At 32.2% G+C, this 20,346-nt stretch carries 15 protein-coding genes; 4 read left to right on the forward strand and 11 right to left on the reverse strand.

The features are described 5' to 3' along the window. Positions 1-208: 208 nt before the first annotated feature. The 3 genes from BK054_RS14615 to BK054_RS14625 form a co-directional block, all read right to left on the reverse strand. Positions 209-1,426, reverse strand: coding sequence for a TCR/Tet family MFS transporter (locus BK054_RS14615; RefSeq protein WP_006265383.1), 1,218 nt, complete (start codon positions 1,424-1,426; stop codon positions 209-211). Between the two features lie 65 nt (positions 1,427-1,491). Further along, a complete protein-coding gene (locus BK054_RS14620; protein ID WP_071307399.1) occupies positions 1,492-2,364 on the reverse strand; it encodes a helix-turn-helix domain-containing protein in 873 nt (290 codons plus the stop codon). Positions 2,365-2,470: 106 nt separating this feature from the next. After that, the gene (locus tag BK054_RS14625; RefSeq protein ID WP_071307400.1) at positions 2,471-2,821 is read right to left on the reverse strand and encodes a winged helix-turn-helix transcriptional regulator; all 351 of its coding nucleotides are present in this window, start codon (positions 2,819-2,821) and stop codon (positions 2,471-2,473) included. Positions 2,822-2,908: 87 nt separating this feature from the next. On the opposite strand from BK054_RS14625, the gene BK054_RS14630 reads away from it, so the two are divergent. Together BK054_RS14630 and BK054_RS14635 are read left to right on the forward strand one after the other, a co-directional pair. After that, positions 2,909-3,424 carry a dihydrofolate reductase family protein gene (locus BK054_RS14630; protein ID WP_071307401.1) on the forward strand — a complete coding sequence of 172 codons (516 nt, stop codon included), beginning with the start codon at positions 2,909-2,911 and terminating at the stop codon, positions 3,422-3,424. Between the two features lie 181 nt (positions 3,425-3,605). After that, positions 3,606-5,060: a PLP-dependent aminotransferase family protein gene (locus BK054_RS14635; protein WP_198032305.1), complete on the forward strand. Its 1,455-nt coding sequence runs from the start codon at positions 3,606-3,608 to the stop codon at positions 5,058-5,060. Between the two features lie 161 nt (positions 5,061-5,221). Here the strand turns inward: BK054_RS14635 and glyA are convergent, their stop codons facing one another. Beyond that, positions 5,222-6,511, reverse strand: coding sequence for a serine hydroxymethyltransferase (gene glyA, locus BK054_RS14640; RefSeq protein ID WP_071307402.1), 1,290 nt, complete (start codon positions 6,509-6,511; stop codon positions 5,222-5,224). A gap of 272 nt (positions 6,512-6,783) precedes the next feature. Here glyA and BK054_RS14645 point away from each other — a divergent pair, with 272 nt between their 5' ends. Together BK054_RS14645 and BK054_RS14650 are read left to right on the forward strand one after the other, a co-directional pair. After that, positions 6,784-7,737, forward strand: a complete 954-nt coding sequence (locus BK054_RS14645) for an alpha/beta fold hydrolase (RefSeq protein ID WP_006263679.1) — start codon at positions 6,784-6,786, stop codon at positions 7,735-7,737. A 114-nt stretch (positions 7,738-7,851) separates the two neighbouring features. Beyond that, a complete protein-coding gene (locus BK054_RS14650) occupies positions 7,852-9,288 on the forward strand; it encodes a PLP-dependent aminotransferase family protein (RefSeq protein ID WP_071307403.1) in 1,437 nt (478 codons plus the stop codon). A 265-nt stretch (positions 9,289-9,553) separates the two neighbouring features. Here BK054_RS14650 and BK054_RS14655 read toward each other — a convergent pair whose 3' ends face one another. From BK054_RS14655 to BK054_RS14685, 7 genes are all read right to left on the reverse strand, one after another. Then, positions 9,554-9,949 carry a hypothetical protein gene (locus tag BK054_RS14655; protein ID WP_006260115.1) on the reverse strand — a complete coding sequence of 132 codons (396 nt, stop codon included), beginning with the start codon at positions 9,947-9,949 and terminating at the stop codon, positions 9,554-9,556. Then, the gene (locus BK054_RS14660; RefSeq protein WP_039329634.1) at positions 9,933-10,220 is read right to left on the reverse strand and encodes a hypothetical protein; all 288 of its coding nucleotides are present in this window, start codon (positions 10,218-10,220) and stop codon (positions 9,933-9,935) included. Before BK054_RS14660 ends, BK054_RS14655 begins: the two co-directional genes overlap by 17 nt. Continuing rightward, positions 10,220-11,233 carry a cbb3-type cytochrome c oxidase subunit II gene (locus BK054_RS14665; RefSeq protein WP_059050924.1) on the reverse strand — a complete coding sequence of 338 codons (1,014 nt, stop codon included), beginning with the start codon at positions 11,231-11,233 and terminating at the stop codon, positions 10,220-10,222. The genes BK054_RS14660 and BK054_RS14665 overlap by 1 nt, the downstream gene beginning before the upstream one ends. Before the next feature lie 5 nt (positions 11,234-11,238). Beyond that, positions 11,239-13,374 (reverse strand): cbb3-type cytochrome c oxidase subunit I, encoded by a 2,136-nt coding sequence (locus tag BK054_RS14670; protein WP_059050922.1) that lies wholly within the window; start codon positions 13,372-13,374, stop codon positions 11,239-11,241. A gap of 237 nt (positions 13,375-13,611) precedes the next feature. Next, on the reverse strand, positions 13,612-14,340 hold the full coding sequence (istB, locus tag BK054_RS14675; RefSeq protein ID WP_071306833.1) for an IS21-like element helper ATPase IstB: 729 nt from the start codon (positions 14,338-14,340) through the stop codon (positions 13,612-13,614). 18 nt (positions 14,341-14,358) lie between these two features. Further along, entirely contained in the window at positions 14,359-15,912 is a 1,554-nt protein-coding gene (istA, locus tag BK054_RS14680; protein ID WP_071306834.1) for an IS21 family transposase, read from the reverse strand. A gap of 473 nt (positions 15,913-16,385) precedes the next feature. Further along, on the reverse strand, positions 16,386-20,123 hold the full coding sequence (locus BK054_RS14685) for a hypothetical protein (RefSeq protein WP_059050920.1): 3,738 nt from the start codon (positions 20,121-20,123) through the stop codon (positions 16,386-16,388). Positions 20,124-20,346 lie beyond the last annotated feature (223 nt).

Consider the following 20,346-nt stretch of genomic DNA (forward strand, 5'->3'; position numbering starts at 1 on the left):
GAACTCTACACAAAAATAACGGTTACAATATGCTAAAAACTAGGAGGGCTTTTTGCGACATTTATAAAAATAACAGCAATAAATAAGAAATTAATACTAACACAAACAAGGTGTTTCTTCATTATTCTAATCTTTCAATATCAAAAGACCTTCTATAAAAACATATACTACTGATAACATTATTTTGTCAATACTGCTACATAAACACTTAGCTTTTATGTTTTTTAAAGCTATAATAGATAAACGCTGCACTGATAAACATCAATAGCGACGCTAATAAAAATGGAGCTCCCGAAAACTCAAAAGGTGCACTCTCGTGAGTGAAATAATAGAATAAGTTAGTCATAACAAGTGGACCTATTATAGAAGTAACACTCACTAAACTTGTTAAGGCTCCTTGTAACTCACCTTGTTGATCAGAAGGTACACTTTTACTAATTAAAGACTGAAGAGAAGGACCACAAATACCCCCTAAAGAATACGGTATTAAAAAGACTAACATCATCCATCCTTGATTTGCAAAAGCAAACAATAATAGTCCTAATGCATAAAATAAAAGTCCTAAATAGATACTTTTTTGCTCTCCTAATTTAGGCGCACTCCATCTTATCAATACTCCTTGTACCAATCCTATTAGTAACCCTAATATCCCTAATGAGATACCCACTAGCCTTTCTGTCCAACTAAACTTATACATCGTAAAGAAATGCCAATTACTCTGAACTGCATGTAGTCCAATATAGACGAACACTAAAGCAAATACTAGATTGGAGATTTTAGGATGTTTAAATAAAAACTGAAAAGAACCAATCGGATTAGCACGTTTCCACTCAAATGACCTTCTCTTACTCTTATCTAGGCTCTCAGGAAGCATAAAATACCCGTAAAGGAAATTCAGAAGACATAATACAGCTGCTACATAAAAAGGCACTCGCGCTCCATAATGTCCTAATAAACCTCCTAAAACAGGCCCTATTATAAACCCTAAACCAAAAGCAGCTCCTATTACCCCGAAGTTCTTTGTTCTGTTCTCATCAGTAGATATATCAGCAATGTATGCACTTGCTGTAGAAATACTAGCTCCTGTCAGTCCTGCTATAATACGACCTACAAATAACCATCCTATAGAAGGTGCGAGAGCTAATAAGATATAATCTATCGAAAAGCCAAAAAGAGAAATCAGTAAAATAGGTCGTCTACCATACTTATCACTAAGATTACCTACTAAGGGAGAAAACACAAACTGTGTAAATGCATAGGCGAAACCAAGCCATCCACCGTACTTAGCGGCTTCACTAATATCACCTTGAATAAGCTCACCAATCAGTTTCGGAACGACAGGAAGTATGATACCCCATCCTGTTATATCTAGCAATAGGGTAATAAATATAAACCCTACTGCTGCTTTTTTATCTGTTTTTTTCATGTGGTAAAAGTAAACAGAGTGACAAAACAGGGTATTGACGATTTAAAAGGTTTTAGGTACTATTTCTAAGCCTCTCGATATAACTTAGGAGACATTCCTGTATTTCGTTTAAAGTATCTACAGAACACGCTAGTGTCTGTGAACTCTAATTCATTGCTAATCTCTTTTATTGATAAACTTGATGATTTAAGCAGTGTTTTAGCATGTAATATGAGTATATGATCAATCCATTGCAAAGTAGATTTACCCGTATTCTGTTTTAGAAACGACGAGAGGTACTGCGTACTTAAATATAGTTTATCTGCATAAAACTGTACATTTCGTTGCTTGTGAGCATATGTAGATACCAAAGAGTAAAAGTTATCGATGATTTCGTGTGTTCGATTCTTCGTTTGGTTTTTAGTATTAGGCACATCTTGATATTTTTCGATAATCAAATTAATCAATGCCATAACAAGATGTTTGAGCATTTCTATTTTATTAGAGCTTTGCTCCTTATTGTATACTTTCTCAATAAGCCTGATTAACTCCTGTTGTAAGAGAAGCTCTTCAGAATCCAATCTTATAATCGGTTGCCAACGAATCTGGTCATTCATTACAAATTCTCTTAATATGGGAAAGGTTGAAATAAAATCTAATGAAAGACCAATAGTTACTATTTCTGCATCTTCACTTAAAGACTTTGTTTCGATCATAACCTGTGGAGGTATAACAGCGACATCTCCCTCTTTGACTTCATACTCAGAAAAGTGTATCTGAGCTTTCATTGATCCTTTTAATACAACACCTAACAACAGTCCTTCAAATAGACGACTATGTTTCTTATAATTTTGATTAGCCTTACTGTGTTGATGAAAAACAACAATACCATCTATCTTCCTTGCTGCATCAAGATCATATAGATTATAAACATTATCAAGGGTTATAAATACAGCCATATTCACACATATTTTTAAATCTTCAAAAAAGAAGTACCTCCCTCCTTTTGATGACAAGTACCTTTATCCTTCACTATTTAATGTATCGTTAATCACATTACTTACACTATTTATCTTTAATTTTATCTCTATGCTTTTGGCCAAACTCTATTAAAGATTCTAAAACAGGATAACTCTCTAGAGCGTGCTCAGTAAGACTATAAGATACTGTAATTGGTTTGGTTGAATTAACCGTTCTAGTAATTAGTAAATTATCCTCCAACTCCTGCAGTTCTTTAGACAATACCTTAGGAGAAATTCCCTTTGCGTGTTCTTGCAAGTCTTTAAATCGCATTACTCCATTAGCACGTAGATGATTAAGAATACAAAATTTCCACTTGCCACTAAGTAATTCAATAGCATCTCTTAGTGCTAAAATTGTTTCTTTAGATACTGTATCGTTTTTTCTTGTTGCCATTGTTTTAGTTACTATCCTTGAGGTAAGTCATAGCAAATATAAAGGAAGCGTGTCTTAGATTTGCTGAAATCCTAAAAAAACAATCAAATGAAAGTATCCTTAATCGCAAATATCTCTATCAATGGAAGAATATTTCTATCAGACAACCCTGCTTACCAATTGCCTCCAGAGGCCTTAAGTTTCTACCTTGAACTTGCACATCAAATTGGGAACTTAGTTATTGGCATGAAGACTTTTCAAAACTTTCAAAAGTCACCTCAAAAGGTTAAAGATCTTTTTAAGGGAATAGAAATAATTGTACTCTCTAACAATACACATCCCCCTATAGAAGGTTACACCGTTGTTAATAGTCCTGAAGAAGCGATAACCTATATGGCTACAAGAGGAATTACAGAACTAGCTATTGGTGGTGGAACGGGTACCTACAACGCCTTTATAGAGAAAGAACTCGTAACTGATATTTACTTTAATATCAACCCAGTCATTATAGGAGAGGGAGATCTTTTAGGAATGTATGATAAACTAAATGCTAAATTTGACATTGTAACTCATAAAATAAGAAGTGGTTTTCTTCAATTACATCTAACTAAGTCTAAAAGCTAAAATTACATTAGACACTAATTGATATAAAAATAATAAGTTGTCTTATTGGACAACATTAGAGTTGAATAATCGGTAAGAAAAAGACATTTTTTCCCTCACCAATTATTCAACAAAAACAACAATTCTTTCTCGTTATTTACTCTATATTTATGCATCCGTTATAAATCAACTTATAGTTCATATGTACCCAATAGAACATATCATTCGTATCGATAAAAAAAGCAAAATGCCTATCTATAGACAAATTGCTATATCAATTATCAATGCAATAAAAAATGGATATCTAAAAGCAGGAGATCAACTCCCAGGAAGTAGAGATTTAGCAGACTCTTTAAACCTTCACAGAAAAACTATAATTGCAGCTTACGAAGAACTGTATACACAAGACTGGATTTCTATGTCACCTCGAAAAAGAGCAACTATATCAGAGTCCATTCCTAATCTCAAAGCATCAAAGTGGGAAGAATTCTCTAGTATACACTCCTATGATATTGACTTTAATTTACCATTTAATCAATATCATGATGTAGATCACTCTGTAGAAGAAAACACAGTTATTCCAGATATTATTATCGATGACGGTTTTCCAGATATTAGGCTTTCACCAATAAGTGCATTATTAAAGACCTATCGCTCTTATGTTACAAGAACCTATTCAATTAAAAATGCTAATCTTGAAAACCCACAGGGAACCCTCGCCCTAAGAGAACAACTTGTCAATTACCTATCCGAAACTAGAGGGCTTATTTTCTCTAAAGAGAATATTCTTATTACTCATGGAGCACAAATGAGTATTTATCTTTCAGCACAATTATTACTCAATAAAAAGGCAAAAATTGTTGTAGCTAAACCTAATTACCCAAAAGCTAGTCAAACATTCAGCAATACTAGAGCGAAAGTGTTAGAAATAGGAATAGATGAAAAAGGACTAAAAACAGACGAACTGGAGTCACTTTGTAAAACAACAACAATAACAGCTGTTTATGTTATTTCTCATCATCACTACCCTACTACTGTCACTTTAAGTGTTGACAGACGTGTGCACCTCTTAGAACTTTCTAAGCAATATCACTTCGCTATCATAGAAGATGATTATGACTTTGATTATCACTATACAACTCCTCCATACCTTCCATTAGCTAGTGGCGGGCATAATGGTAATGTTATTTACATCGGTTCATTTTCTAAAATATTAGGACCATCCATTCGTATAGGTTTTATGGTCGCTCCCAAAAACTTCATTCAACAATGTGTTGAACTAAGAAAAACAATTGATGTTGGAAATGATGCCTATATGCAAAACTCTTTAGCTAGCTTGATTAAAGAAGGAGAATTTACAAGATATTTTAAAAAAGCTAAAAAGTTTTATCAGGAAAGACTAGAGTTATTAGATCAACTATTAAAAAAGGAACTGAACAAGTATATTTCTTACACTTTGCCTACAGGAGGGATGGCAGTATGGATAAAAGTAGATAAACAATTTCCAATATCAGCAATACAAAACCTATCCAAATTAAGGATTAAACATATTAGTAAAGAAGAGAATGCTTTTAGATTTGGATTTGCTTCTTTAAACGAGAAAGAAATTCTTCAAGCTATTCATATTCTGAAAGATTATTTTATCAAACATCAATAAATGCAACACCTCGTGAGAGGTTAAACACGAGGTATTCTATTTATAGCATGGTTTAAGTAACTTTAATTTAAATATAGAGACTACTTTTTCTACTCACAACACACGATCTCTAGAATTAGTGATTCTATATTGATAAACAATTACTGCTATTATATCTAAGATTATCTAGAAAACATAGGATAATCTTTCATCATATTTTGAATTTCTTGCTTTATCTGTTTATGTTTCGTTGCATTATCTTTATATATTAATACTTCATCAATAAAGTGAACTATTTTTTTCATATCTGCTTCTTTTAGCCCTCTGGTAGTTACTGCCGCAGCTCCCACCCTAATACCAGAAGTAATGAAATTCGATTTATCATCATAAGGAACCATATTCTTATTCACTGTAATCCCAGCGTGTTCTAAAATGCTTTCAGCCTCCTTACCAGATATATCTTTATTTCTTAAATCAATTAATACCAAATGGTTATCCGTTCCTCCAGAGACGATATTATATCCACGCAACAAAAAAGCATCTGCCATTACTTTCATATTTTTTTGAATCTGATTAGCATATACCTTGAAATCATCTGTCAATACTTCATTAAAAGCTACCGCTTTGGCTGCAATAGTATGCATTAGTGGACCACCTTGATTACCAGGAAATACAGATGCATCTAGAAGACTAGACATCATTCTTAGCTCTCCTTTTAAAGTCTTATATCCAAAGGGATTTTCAAAATCTTTTCCCATTAAAATAACTCCTCCTCGTGGACCTCGCAATGTTTTATGTGTTGTTGTTGTAACAATGTGACAATGCGGTATAGGATTACTTAATAATCCTTTGGCTATTAACCCTGCAGGATGTGCCATATCTGCTAATAATATAGCTCCTACCTTATCCGCTATTTCCCTAAAACGACTATAATTAATATCTCTAGAATATGCACTTCCACCAGCTATAATCATCTTAGGCTTTTCTTTGATAGCTATCTCTTCAATTTTATCATAATTAAGTACCCCTGTTTCTTGATCTACTCCATAGAATGAAGGAACATATAATCTGCCTGAAAAATTCACAGAAGAACCATGAGTCAAGTGCCCTCCATGCGTTAGGTCAAATCCTAATATTTTATCTCCAGGTTTTAAGCAAACTGAAAAAACAGCAACATTAGCTTGTGATCCAGAATGTGGTTGAACATTAGCATATTCTGCACCATAAATCTCTTTTAAAGATGCAATAGCCATATTCTCTACAAAGTCAACATATTCACACCCTCCATAATATCGTTTATCAGGATATCCTTCTGCATACTTATTAGTTAATATAGATCCATTGGCTCTTAAAACATCCTCGCTAACAAAGTTCTCTGAAGCAATTAATTCTAAGCCCTCCCTTTGTCTTCTTTCTTCTCTTTTGATTAATTCAAATAAAATGTTGTTGTTGTTGTTGTTGTTGTTGTGCATAGTTGTATAAATTAGTTTAGCTATGATTACTAGTTTATAATCTAAATTAAAAAGCCTATAAACTAGTGTCTTATTAAATTTAAAAAGCAAAAGTAGCAGTTAGTAGCCTAATAATTTGGAGACAGATTTTTTATTCTTAGGCATCCAGATTGATCCTTTTAACAATTAAAGAGTTTAATATTTTTTATTCCTAAAAACAGTGCCATTACTTAGTTATGTTTTTTTATCTCAAATCATTTTAAGTACATTTAACCTTATTAAACTAAATAGACATGAAACAGTTTTCATATAAAAAAATAGGGATAATATTCTTATTACTATTTCAATTATCTTTAATTGAAGTATTTGCACAAACACCTTCAAAAATAGAACTAGAATATTTTACAATTGAAAATACCCCTCTTTATATTATCAATACTAATGATATTGATTTAGCTATACGCTATAAAAAAGGGCAAGGTATACCTATTGTATTTATACACGGTTCATGGGATGATCATAATTCTTGGTTACCAGTGGCAGAAGAGTTAATTAAAACTACTACTAATCCCATCATTTTATATGATAGAAGAGGACATAGTGCTTCTTCTCCTGATAAAGAACAAGGTACAATATCAATGGATGTCCAAGATGCCGTTTCCCTACTCGATGCTTTACAGATTAAGAAAGCTCATTTTATAGGACATTCTTATGGAGCAAATATCACAATTGAACTAGCCAATAATCACGCTGATAGAGTTGAGAGTATTGTTTTATATGAACCTCCTATTTTTGGGATGCTTAAAGGACAAACTGAATACAAACAAATTCTATCAGAGGTACAGAATGAAATGCAAAAAAGTAAAACTTTACTTGAACAAGGACACATTGAACAGGGAACCTTTAATTTTATTGAAAAAGTAGCCTTTGGAAAAGGTAGTTGGTATTCTGTTTTTGATCAAAGAGCCAGAAATACAATGACAGCTAGTTACACTACTTGGCTTGATCAAGCTAATGATCCTGAAAGATTAAATATAAAACCAGAAATCCTTAATCAATTTAATGGTAAAATAACACTTATTACAGGATCAGATTCTATCTTAGTATATACAGCTGTTGCAAAAACAATAAAACAGAAAGTTAATTCAATAGAATTACAGACTATTCAAGGCGCAGGTCATGGAGGACTTATTTCTCACCCCAAACAAACTGCTCATCTGATTACTACACACTTAAATCAATTGTAATAATATAATCAGAGTTCTCTAGCTTAAAGCTGTTTTTACAACTCTTTATAAAGTTTAATTTACTACATTTGGAGTATTGCATTTTATAAGAGTTAACTATATCAAGTAATCCAGATGAAGAGATTATGGAAATTAGAAATTAGATTAGAGAATACATCTAATAAAGCTTTGTATTTACAAATAGCTGACGCCATCATTGATGACATCAAGAAAGGAAGGCTAAAAAAAGGAGATTTACTACCTAGTACGCGTACACTCTCTACTCTACTAAATGTCAATAGAAACACCGTAGTACGCGCACTGACTATCTTAATTACCGAACAATGGCTGGTATCGGTAGAAAGGAAAGGAATTTTTGTAGCACATACTATTTCACAAGATAGTCCTGTAAAAACAATAGAGCCTTTATTAGAAAGACAAGAAACAGACCTATTACTGAACAATAATATTGTCTTTGACAATGGCTATCCTGATAGTAAAATAGTTCCAATAGCAGAACTGGCACGCGCTTATAGACAAATTTTTAATAGAAGTGCTAAATGGCAAATGATGGGATATGGAAGTGAACTAGGCGATTCTAAATTCATTACTCATATTGCTAATATGCTCAATCATCAAAGAGGGATGAATGTAGCCGAAAAAAATATTTGTATTACACGTGGAGGGCAGATGGCTATCTTTATGATCGCTCATTCCCTATTAACTAAAGGAGACTATATACTAGTCGAAAACCCTGGGTACAATTCTGCTTGGGAAGCTTTTAAACATGCTGGGGCTAATCTTATTCCTATTCATGTAGATGACCAAGGAATAGTGACTAGTGAGATTATAGAACAGCTAAAAACGAATAAAAGAATTAAAGCAATTTACCTAACCCCTCATCATCAATTTCCAACAACAGTCACCCTTAGTCTTAAAAGAAGATTAGAAATAATCGAACTTTCTAACCAATACGGTTTTACTGTCATTGAAGATGACTATGATAATGAATTTCATTATAATACAAGACCTATTTTACCCCTTTGTAGCCATATTAACCTAGAAAATTATATATACATAGGAACTTTAAGTAAGGTAGTCGCTCCTTCTCTTAGAATAGGTTACTTAGTGACTAGTAAGACCTCTTTAATAAAGAAAGTAAGTAAACTAAGAAAGATAATTGATATTCAAGGTGATAGAATAATGGAGCTAGCTATACTAGAGCTAATCAAAGAAGGAATTATTAAAAAACATATCAAAAAAGCAACAATTCATTACAAAGAGAAAAGAGATTACACCTATAGCTTATTAAAGCATTATTTAGACCAATCCACCCATTTCACCTTGCCAGAAGGAGGACTTGCTTTTTGGATTAAACTCAATAGGACTATAGATTTTAAGAATTTCTGTGCTCTATTAACCAGTAAAGGCGTTGATATAGTAAACCCTAATGAGTATTATCTAGACCACTCTAGTAACGGATTAAGAATTAGCTTCGGTAGATTAACTAAAGAAGATTTAGAAAAAGGAATAAAAATCATTGCAGAATGTTTAACCCAGATTAAGCATTAGCCAAATACTGCAAAGCAATTCTACTTCATATCTCTTTCATTTCTTCTAAAACCATACTACAGTATGCTTTTTTCTTGAATTCAGAGCTATTTTGTATAATTACTTTTCGTTTATATGTCTATCGCTTAATCTGGGTTAAAATCAAGAGCTACATTCCTAACTCTATTGTGTTTTTCTAATTCAGCATTTTTATTCCTTCTTTTAATATTGTCTCTACCTATGATAGGTGATCCAGTTCCTAATGACGCTTATTGTGGCTTACACTTTATAAATAACGCACAAGATAATACATCCCCCAAGCAAAGATTACAATAATGGTTGTCCATACCCAAAAGGGAATACTCTGAGGAGTTTCACTACCTACAACTAAAAAAGTCTTTTGATCACCTTTTCCATAAGCATTAATGCGTATAGACAATAAACCATCTACCACAGCCTTTTCCTTTATTCCTTCTATATCTATAGCCGGGCCATTCTTTACTGTAAACGGAATAATTCTAATCCCCTCTTTTCCCGTATGATCTTTACTTACAATTTTTAAGGTATGATCCCCATCCACTAATTTATGCGTATCGAGTTCGAAATTTACAGGTGTTTCGAGCTCTGCAATAGGTTGATGTTCATCATCAATAAAAATGAATACTCTACTTCTTTGCTCCATCTAATAGGTCGTTTAATACAGTTCTTTTAATGTGTTCTCTAGATTCTTCTCCTGGTTTTACTAACCATTTAATAGAGAAGATTAACGTAGCTAAAACCAGAATAGCAATCACCACTATAATAGTGTAATCCCATTTACTATCAGGTCCTACACCATGTACAACTCCTTTTAGTAATTTAGGTTGATTGCGTTCACAAACAGGACAAGCATAAATTACATTGGCAAGTAATAGTCCTATTATAGTAAGAATCCTTTTACAATTTACTTTCATTATTTATCCTTTATTTGGTTGATATAATCCATGATCTGTTTTACTTCTTCTACTGTTACCAAGGGAGCTTTATTTCCCCAATTATTGCGCTCGTAGTTAACTATTGCAGTAACTTCTTCCTCCGTCCAATTCGCATTAGTACCTACCGCAGGCATTACCCCATACTCCTCTCTAGCATCATATCCATTCATTATAATATCGACAAATAGTTGGAGGTTATCTCCAGTAACAATAGCACTGTTTTTTAAAGGAGGAAACGCACCAGAGAGTCCTTCTCCATTGGCCTGATGACAGGCTGCACAATTATTCATATAAAGGTTTTTACCATCCAAAGCCGTTTTAGTCTGCCCTGTAGTTACTCCTTGTGTAACATCTTGTTCTTTAGGATATAAAAACTCAGGAGTCATAATCGTTCCAGGCAATGGAGTCTGCTTTAAAGCTTGCAGATATGCAACTAAATCTAAAGCGTCTTGAGTAGCCACAATCTTTAATTTCTTATCCCTTAAGAATGTCTCTGGTACACTGACTACAACATCCTCTTTATCAGGAGACTCTTTAGATGTAAACAGAAAAGAATACGAAGGCATAATGGATTCTTTAACGACAATACGAGGATTATAAAGATGAACTAAATGCCAATCTAGACTAGGTTGGCGTGTACCTATATCTATAAGATCAGGACCTGTTCTTTCTGTTCCCATCAGCGTAGCAGTATTCGTCCAAAAATCAACTCTTTTATTACTCGCATAATCTGCAGATATAGAAGGTCTACTCCCCCATTTTCTATCCATTTCTACATTTCTAACTTGCTGACTATGACAAGCTACACATCCATTAGCTATAAATATATCTTTTCCTCTTTTCTCTGATTGTGTTAGAGGGATCGCATCAGGTAAAGGATGTATTTTAGACTGATTATCTAGGGCTGGTAGAATAGCTACAAATAGTGTTAGAATCAAAAATAAAATAGTTGCTATTACATAAAGTTTTTTATGGTTGCTAAATATATCCATATCTACTAATTATTAAATATTTTGTCATTATCTACGCTATCATCAGCTAGTTTCTCAAAGGTTAAGTCTACCCTATCTAAAGAACCGGATTCGTCTTTTTGAATCATCTTATAAAAATTATAGACAAAGAATAAATGAGATAACCACATTAGACTTCCTCCAATAGCTCTCCATAGCCAATAAGGCATCATAAACTTGACACTCTCTATAAAGGCAGAGTCTTCCATCCACATTAAGCCTCTTAATGTTCCCCCGTACATTAAAGGGATTGAATAAAACAACAATCCTATTAAGGCTAACCAAAAATGAGCTCCGATTGTAATCTGTGGCGCTTCTTTACCCGTTATTTGTGGTACTAATGCATATATAGATCCCCATAAGAGAAAAGTGATAATTCCATACATCGTCAGATGAGAGTGAGCCACTGTAAAGTCTGTAAAGTGCCAAAGCAGATTTGTAAATCGAAAGGATTCTGCTGTACCTTGCAAAGAACCCGTAAAATAGAACATAATACCTATTACAAAAAAGGGAATGGTATAACTATCCTTGATTTTATACCAAACTCCTTTAAAGGTTAAGAAAAAATTAGTTGTACCCGCTACTACAGGAATAACCATTCCAACACTAGCTACAATAGCAACAGTCTGTAACCACCATGGTATAGCACTAAAAACAAAGTGATGGGTTCCAATTAATGTATAAAACAATATCTGGCTCCAAAAAGCTAATATTCCTAAACTGTATGAATATATTGGTTTATTAAGTTGTTGTGGCAGAAAGTAATATACTATTCCTAGAGTAAAAAGCATAAACCACATCCCTACTGCTTGATGCATATAATACCCCTGCACGATTGTCTCTCCTAGACCATCTTGCCAAAAAGGTAAATATCCAACAACAGCTACTATAGTAATAAAGATAACGGCAGCAACGATATACCAATTAGAAATATAAATATCCTTATCCGTTCTATTGGCTATAGTCTTTAAATAGCATCTAAGCGTAAAGTACAACCCTAAAGCAAACAATAACATAATAGGCCATATATACTCTCTATACTCTCCTCCTCCATTGTTTACACCAGCCATTAAACTAATAGACCCGATAAAAACGGAAGCATTAATTAAAACAAGTGAATACCATCCCCATTTAATATTGACCAAGTTTGTATTACTAACTCTAGGTACGATATAATACCCCAATCCAATCATCCCTAAAGAAGCCCATCCCCAGAATACAGCATTAGTATGCACGGGTCTTAGTCTTCCAAAGCTAAGCCAACTACTATGATCTATATCTGGTGCTATAAATTTAATCCCTAAATACTCCCCAATAGTGGTACCTACAATTAACCAAAAGCTAGCTGTTCCTAAAAACCATAAAATAAGTTTAGCCAACCCTGGGTCTATATCTACCTTGACAGAGTTTCTTTTCTTATTAGCAACAACGGGTGCTAGTTCAGTCTTTGACAACGAAATCAACCCCTTTTGATCTTGAATTAAACTTTCTCCTGAGAGTTCTTTATTGGACAATGAAAACCCTAGGGCAATCTCTCGTTTTTTTAAAGAGTCTGACTCCTCTTCAGACAAATGCTCTAAATACTCTTTAAATTGTTTTGTATGCTGATCCTCTAGCTTATTTTTTTGCACACTAATAATATTGGAAATTTTAATAAGCATAATTACTACACCTAATAGAATAGGAATTGAGATTAGAATCAAAATAATGATAATCCCTGGCTCTGTTAAAAGAGATGGTTCTGTTGTTTTGATATTACTCTGTGCAAAAAGATTTGATGCAGAAATAAAGAAAATAAACCCGATCAGGTATTTTAACTTTGTACTTTTTAATAAAACACGGATTTGACGTTTTGTAAGGCTTGTGATAGATATCTTTACTAAATTTGAATCTAATTCTTTGTTTAAGTTATACAACTTATCAAGATAAGATGCCTTTAAATATAATGATCTAAAAAAAGCACCCAGTAGCACTATTAGAATCAAAACGATAACAATAAAGATATCTTGGTTATTAACCCTAAATTTTAAAGGCTCCATATTGTTAGCCCAAATCGCTGTTGGATGGATAAAAAGTAAAAAACTTATAAAAATAGACCACGGAGCAAAAGACAGTATTTTCATTATGAGTATTATTAAGTAAGTAAACCATACACCTAGTTTATAGATAATCGTGTTGGCATACCATGTGTTTAGTATTTATTATCTAAAGCCAAAGGTATTGTGCTCCCTCATGAAAGAGATGGTACAGATTAGAGATAATAACATATGGGTATTTCGGTCAGACCGTGCCACTCATTTCGGTCAAATGGTGCCACTTTGAAAAGTCTTACAATAATACAAAAAAAGTTACATCAAACTTTAAAAGTTTGTCTTTCTCATGGAATCACCGTTAAGTTCAATTCTATGAGAAGAGTTTACGATACGATCTAAAACTGCGTCGGCTATAGTGTTTTCTCCAATTAGAGGATACCATGCAGATACTGGTATTTGAGAAGATAAAATGATTGATGCTCGATTATATCTTTGATCAACGATATCAAAGAGTACTTCTCTAATAAGATTATCAAAGGGTTGTAATCCAAAATCATCAAGAATAAGTAAGTCACATTTGAGTACTCTCTTCATTTCCCTTTGGTAAGTACCATCTATTTTACTTGATTTAAGTAAGTTAAAAAGATTAGCTGTATTAAAATACAGTACTTTATGTTCCATTAAACAAGCTTGATATCCTAGTGCTTGTGCTAAATAACTCTTACCAACACCACTGGCTCCAGTTATAATAATGTTCTGTTTTTTAAGCATAAAATCTAATGTTGCTAATCGACTAAACATATTCTTATCTAAGTCTCTATGATGGGTGTAGTTGATATCGGCTATACTAGCATTTTGCCTAAAATTAGCTTGTTTGATTAGTCTTTCTACTTTTCTATTCTGTCTGTTTTCATATTCGTGATCAGTTAATAATGCAATGTATTCATCTATAGTAAAGGATGTTGTAGTATTGTCCTTTAGGTGTCTGCTGTGCAGTATCGCCATATCGTTTAATCGCATAGCTTTTAGTTTTTCGATTGTTTGATTGTTATCCATATAATTGATTATTAATGTTTATTGATAAGAAGAAGCTCCTCTGATGTTATTATGCGAAGGGATGTGAGGAGTATCGGCATTGAGTTCTTGTATAGTTTCTTGGTTTAGATCCATCTTGTTTTTAAGGATGTTTTTGATATGGTGATAAGTAGCTATATTCTCTTTTAAAGCAAGTTCACAAGCTTTGTCAAGTCTATGTGAACCGTAACCTCGATGTAGTTGTATAATCCCTAAAACTCGTTTATAACCTATCTCTGGATACTCAACATTATCCAGTGTTTTTTCAACACACTTAACCACATTCTCACCAAGTGTTTTAGCTTGCTTTTTAAAGTATTCTGGGCTCCAACTCGAGTAAAACTGATGTGTACTAGATAAGTGCTCTTTCTCAGTGGTATATACTCCTTTTGCAAAACTTCTTTTATGTGATGCTATACGCAAATGATTGTAATAAACTTCTACCGTAGTATTGGTGTAATGAATAGTGGTTTGATGTCCTATATAGCGATATGGGACACTGTAGTAGCTCTTATCAGGAGAAAAATATACATAGCCTATCTTTTGAACTTTAGCTCTTGTATAATCCTTGATTTGATAATTACTACTTGGTAAAGGTTTAAGGTATTGTCTTTCTATAGATTGATAAAGTTCTATACGACTTGCTTCTTTGCGTTGAAAAAGAAGATGATTATAATGAGTTAGTCTATTTTGTATCTCTTGGTTTAGTTCTTCTAAGCTAAAGAATGTCATTTCCCTAATGGGATAAGATATTCTTTGATATACTAGATGAACTGCATTTTCTACAAGAGCTTTATCTTGTGGAGAGTAGACTCTAGTAGGGTTTATGACACATCCGTAATGCGAAGCAAAATCTTTAAAGCTTCTATTTATTTCTGCTTCGTACTTACTAGAACGTGATACAGCGGATTTTAGATTGTCTGATACAATAGCTGAAGGGACTCCTCCATAAAAACTAAGTGCATTAACACAACACATTATTAAATCTTCTTTTTTCTGGCTTTTGCAGACTTGTACATAAGTGTACTGGCTATGAGGTAAAATAGCCACAAATACTTCTACAGGTGTTATTTCACCAGTACTTTTATCAACATAAGAGAGCTTCTTACCTGCAAAGTCAATATACATTTCTTTACCAGGTTTATGTTCTAATTTCATAGAACCTTTTATCTCTTTATACTTTCGATTATAGTGTTCCATAAACTGAGTATAGCTATAAGGGTTTACTACTGTATCAGCGTATTGACTATAATGATATAAAAAGGTAAAACCTGGATGATTACGAGCTTTATTAACTGTTTCAAAATACAACATAAGCTCATTATGACGTTGTGTATCAACAGTTGTATAACTTGAAAAAAGCTCTGATAATTCAGATATTTCAAACGATAACAATTGCTCTAATGAATAATCACTAGCAGCAAATAATTGCATATAGGTATTAATGGTGTTGCGGGAAATACCCAACGTATTGGCTATTTTTCGGTTGCTATAGCCATCTAAATGCAAGGTAATAATTTGTTTTAAGTCCATTGGATCAAGTTTATTAGCCATCTCTTATCGTTTTATAAACAACAAGATAGATGTAATTAACTTTCCAAAGTGGCGCGGTTTGAACCGAAATAACTTAACGAGTTATTTTAAGTGGCACAAATCAAACCGGAAATTGGCACCATTCGAAACGGAATAGTGGCACGGTTTGACCGAAATAGGTGGCACAAGTACTCCGAAATCACTGGCACTAATCGAAACGTAATATCCAACATAGACCAAGTAAAGAGATTGAGGAGAAAAACAACTACTCTATTGGTGCTTTAAACGATATAATTCTTTATGAGCTTTTTTAAAAGAAAGAGGTACACCAGCACATAAAAAAAGCCCGATAACGAGTGTTATCGGGCTTTTCAGCGGAGAAAGAGGGTTAGCCTCTTTATACCATATGTTTTATAAATAAGGATGCTCACTTTTTTAATAGTTTGTCAGGCGTTATAAATTGGAAATACATATAGCTTTTCTGCAATACCATTTTAATAATTATTGCTCAAAAACTTTCTTTGTCTTTCCCTATCTCCACTTCTTAAGCACGATTCAATTTGTTCATTTATATAGGTTTTTATAGGAATCAACTTTATTCCCACATCTGATTTATTTGTGATTTCCAATAAGTTTCTCCATTCTGAAGCTTGAATGTCTCCAATAATTACATCTCCAGAATAAATTCCGCCATTTCCTCTCCACATTAACCTGCTAAAAGTTCCTTTATCTTGATTTAATGATATGAATAATAGAAAAATTTCTTCAAACAATTCTTTTCTTGTGTGTCTGATTAGATCAACAACAATTTGCATCTTTTTGTAATTGTTATTATTATTGATTACATATTGTCTAATGAAATTATCTGCTCTCAATGTATGTTCTTCTTTAAGATTTGTAAAGAAAACATTGCAGTAATGCTCCAAAATACCAAAGTATAAATCTTTCTCAATAACTAAGTCAAATACTTGGATAAGCGTATCTTCTATATTATCTATATTCCATACATAACTCATATTACTATGGTCGCCACTGAGGCTATGTCTTTCAGTGGAAGAATATAGGCTTTCAACAAACTCAATTAAGAAATTTTTATCAACTCTTAATATTTGCAAAAATCCTTGTCCTTGATAATCAAAATGATGTTGAATAAGATTTTGTTGGATATAAGCCTTTTTAATCAATTCAAAATCTTCTCCAAGATTTTCAAAATGTTTACTGAACAAATCCATCCAAACTTGTAATCTTGAACCTTCCCTCTCGTTCTTTTCAGTAATTAATTTTAAAATTAACTGAAATAGGTTTGGTCTAACTTTTAAAAATCGAACAAGACTGTCAAAATGAATTGTATTGGGTTTATTCATTTTTGAAATTGTATTAATTAATGAATCGGCTAGTTCATTAGTAATTAAAGGATCATCTATATAATCATAAAATGATAATTCCCAAAGCTCTTTATTTTCAAATTGTGATTTCTGAATAAGTTCCCAAATTTGATTTACAGAATCTTTAACTTTCAAATGATTTCTAAAGGTAACTCTTGGAACATAGTTAACTTGATTATCATTTTCAATTACTTTTTTTAACAAAAATAGGCCTATTTTTAGGTCTTTTGAGCAATTTTCATCAATAACAAAATCTAGTGCATTATTATAACTCCAATTATTTTCTGTTGAATTCTTAAGTAAAATGAAAGTATTATAAAAATCGTTGATTTCGTCCTCGCAGGATAAAATGAATGAACTTCTTATGTCCGCCTCTTTTAATCGGTCATATTCACGAAAATCTTCAAATTCATACATTTCCTTATCTCTAAATCTGCCCCAATCAATTTTCAAAAAAGCTAAATATGTTCCATTAACAAATTTGTTTGTTAAATTTGAAAATTCAGGTAAATCTAAATCGTTTCTTCTAAACCATCTTATTTGGTTTTGAACATATTTACAATGTTCAAAATTTTCATTAATTAAATGTTTATCAATTATATTAACTACAAATGGAATATCGAATAACATAATCTCTTTATTAACATCTGGATGAATTCTTGAATAATTTTTTAAAAGACTAAAAGCCAAACCTGGTCGAGAGTCAAAACTACTTTCTAAAGTATTCCAAATTTTAGTTCGGAATTCCTGAATAGTCTTATTGTTTGGAATGGGATATTGATAGTGAACAAAACTATTATTTCTTCCTCCCTTAAATTGCTGAAATTCATGAGAAAGAAAAGTCTTAGCAAGTTCGTAAAAGGATATAGAAAGTAACTCATCATTATTTTCAACACCTTTTATTAGAATGTCAAAAAGAGTTCTTTGTCTATAAAAGTTGGTGTATTCATCATCTCTATCAAAAATCAACAATTCTCTAATTTTATGTATTAATTCGGGTAATTTATCTGATTTACGTGATACATACTCAAATAACAATTCAATTGAATCCTTTAAATTCTTACTATTAAGACGAAAAAAATTCCCTAGTAATTCAATGATTTCATCTTTGTTATAATTGAACTGATTTGTTTTATAAAAAGTATCATATATAGTTTCTTCTGCTTTTGGAAATGTTTCTATTTGCTGATATGTAAACTCTAAAGTTTGGTCTTGTAAATAAAACCAAAATGAATTGAGAAAATCAAAAGATTTATTGCTATCAGAACTAATGTGTTGCCAATAATTTACCAAGTCAGGTTTAATTTTGTCCATTACATTTTGTGGGCCGAAAGTATTATTGGCAGGAATTATAGTATCTGTAAATCTATGTTTATAATTCTCAAAGTAGTTGTTTAAGAGATTACTGAATGAAAGTAAATTATCTTTGATAAATGCCTTATAAAAGAAAAAAGTCGCAAGATTTTGCTCTGGCACTTTCACGTGCTCAAATTGAATTTCCACCAACTCTAATTTGTCGAGAGTATCAATTATATCAATAAAATCATTATATGAAACATCGAACTCTTTTAAAATTAATTCCGTTACTTCTCTATTTTTATATGGAATGGTATAAAAAAAAGCAATTAGTCCAAGACATTTTATGTTTAATGGGTTTTCAAACTCGCCATCATCTTTGATGAAAGTTGAAAAATACTTTTCAAATAAATCAGATACATTATGAAGGGCATATAAATTTTGTTCTTGTTTAGCTAAAAATGATGTCATTATAGCTAATCTTGGATTTCCATCAGAAATTCTAACTATTTCTTTGTGGTAATCAGGGTTTAATATTTCAAATGGTTCAGCTTTTATTATGTCAATAATTTGTTCATCTGATAGTTTATACAAGTCTATTCGTTGAGTTGAAAATTCTTGACATTTTCTACCAATTTCTTGAAACGCATAATCCCTAACTGTAATTATTATCTTAAGTTTTCCCTTTCTATTGGCTTTGAAAAAACCTGTTATTTGTTCAAATGCATCAATTCTGTTTGCATCATCCACAAAAAGTATATAATTCTTGTCTACGTCAAAATATTGGTACAAATCGTCAAGTAGAGTATGACTTTTGTAAGAAACACAGTAAGCCTGAAAAGGATCGTTTTTTGATAAATAATTATTTATAGCTTCAAGTGCTAACTTTGTTTTTCCAACTCCTGGCGATCCTGTAAGAATTATAAAGTCGTGACTATCTATTGCATTATTTAATTCTTCGAGTTCTGTTTCTCTATGTAAAAATGTGTTGTTTAATGGCGTTGCAATACCTTTTGAAGCTCTATCATACTCCTTGATGAAGTTTTCTATTGAAACTATTTGACCAGTATCTAAAGGTAGTCCTAAATAATGATGAGCTAAATCTCTATGATTCAAGTGAAGTTCTAAAGCTAGTTCTTGTAGCATCAAATAACGAATTTTAATATCAGCTTTATAGGCCTGAGCAAGTGTATTTAATTCAGTTATTTGATTTTGGTCTATGTTCCAATTGAAACAAAGAATGATTTCTTGAATTTTTTCAACAGGAATTTTTGTCTTGATTGGATCAAAACAAGCTTCTATATCATTGGCAAGCTTGTTTTTTGTACTTGTATCAGTTGTTATTTCAGAGTACAAAAAATTTCCGTTAGGTAATTGGAAGAATGTATCAGGGGTTCCTTTTGTTGTCTTTTGTTTCCCTATTTGACTGCCTGTCCTAGAAATAGCTAAGTAATTATTATTTCTAATAGTTAAATAACTATCGCAAAGTTCTTGAAAGACAGTTCCGTTAATTTCTTTCAGTCGATTTTCTATTGTTTGCAGTCTACTCATATTAATTATTTATTTCGAACTTTGGTAAAAAACATCTCTTTTGTTTTTTTGAGTTAGCTTTTGTGTTGGGAAAAAAATATGTTGTTTTGGCGGCTAACATCTTTTCTCATGAAATACAACTATCTATTTTATGAAAAGATCTATAGTGATATTTCAGATTCAAACATATTAAAACTTTCTTTAATCCTATTACGGAAATCCGTAAACCCCTCAATATTTTGAG

The organism is Myroides sp. ZB35, from assembly GCF_001865835.1.
GTDB classification, from domain to species: domain Bacteria; phylum Bacteroidota; class Bacteroidia; order Flavobacteriales; family Flavobacteriaceae; genus Flavobacterium; species Flavobacterium odoratimimum.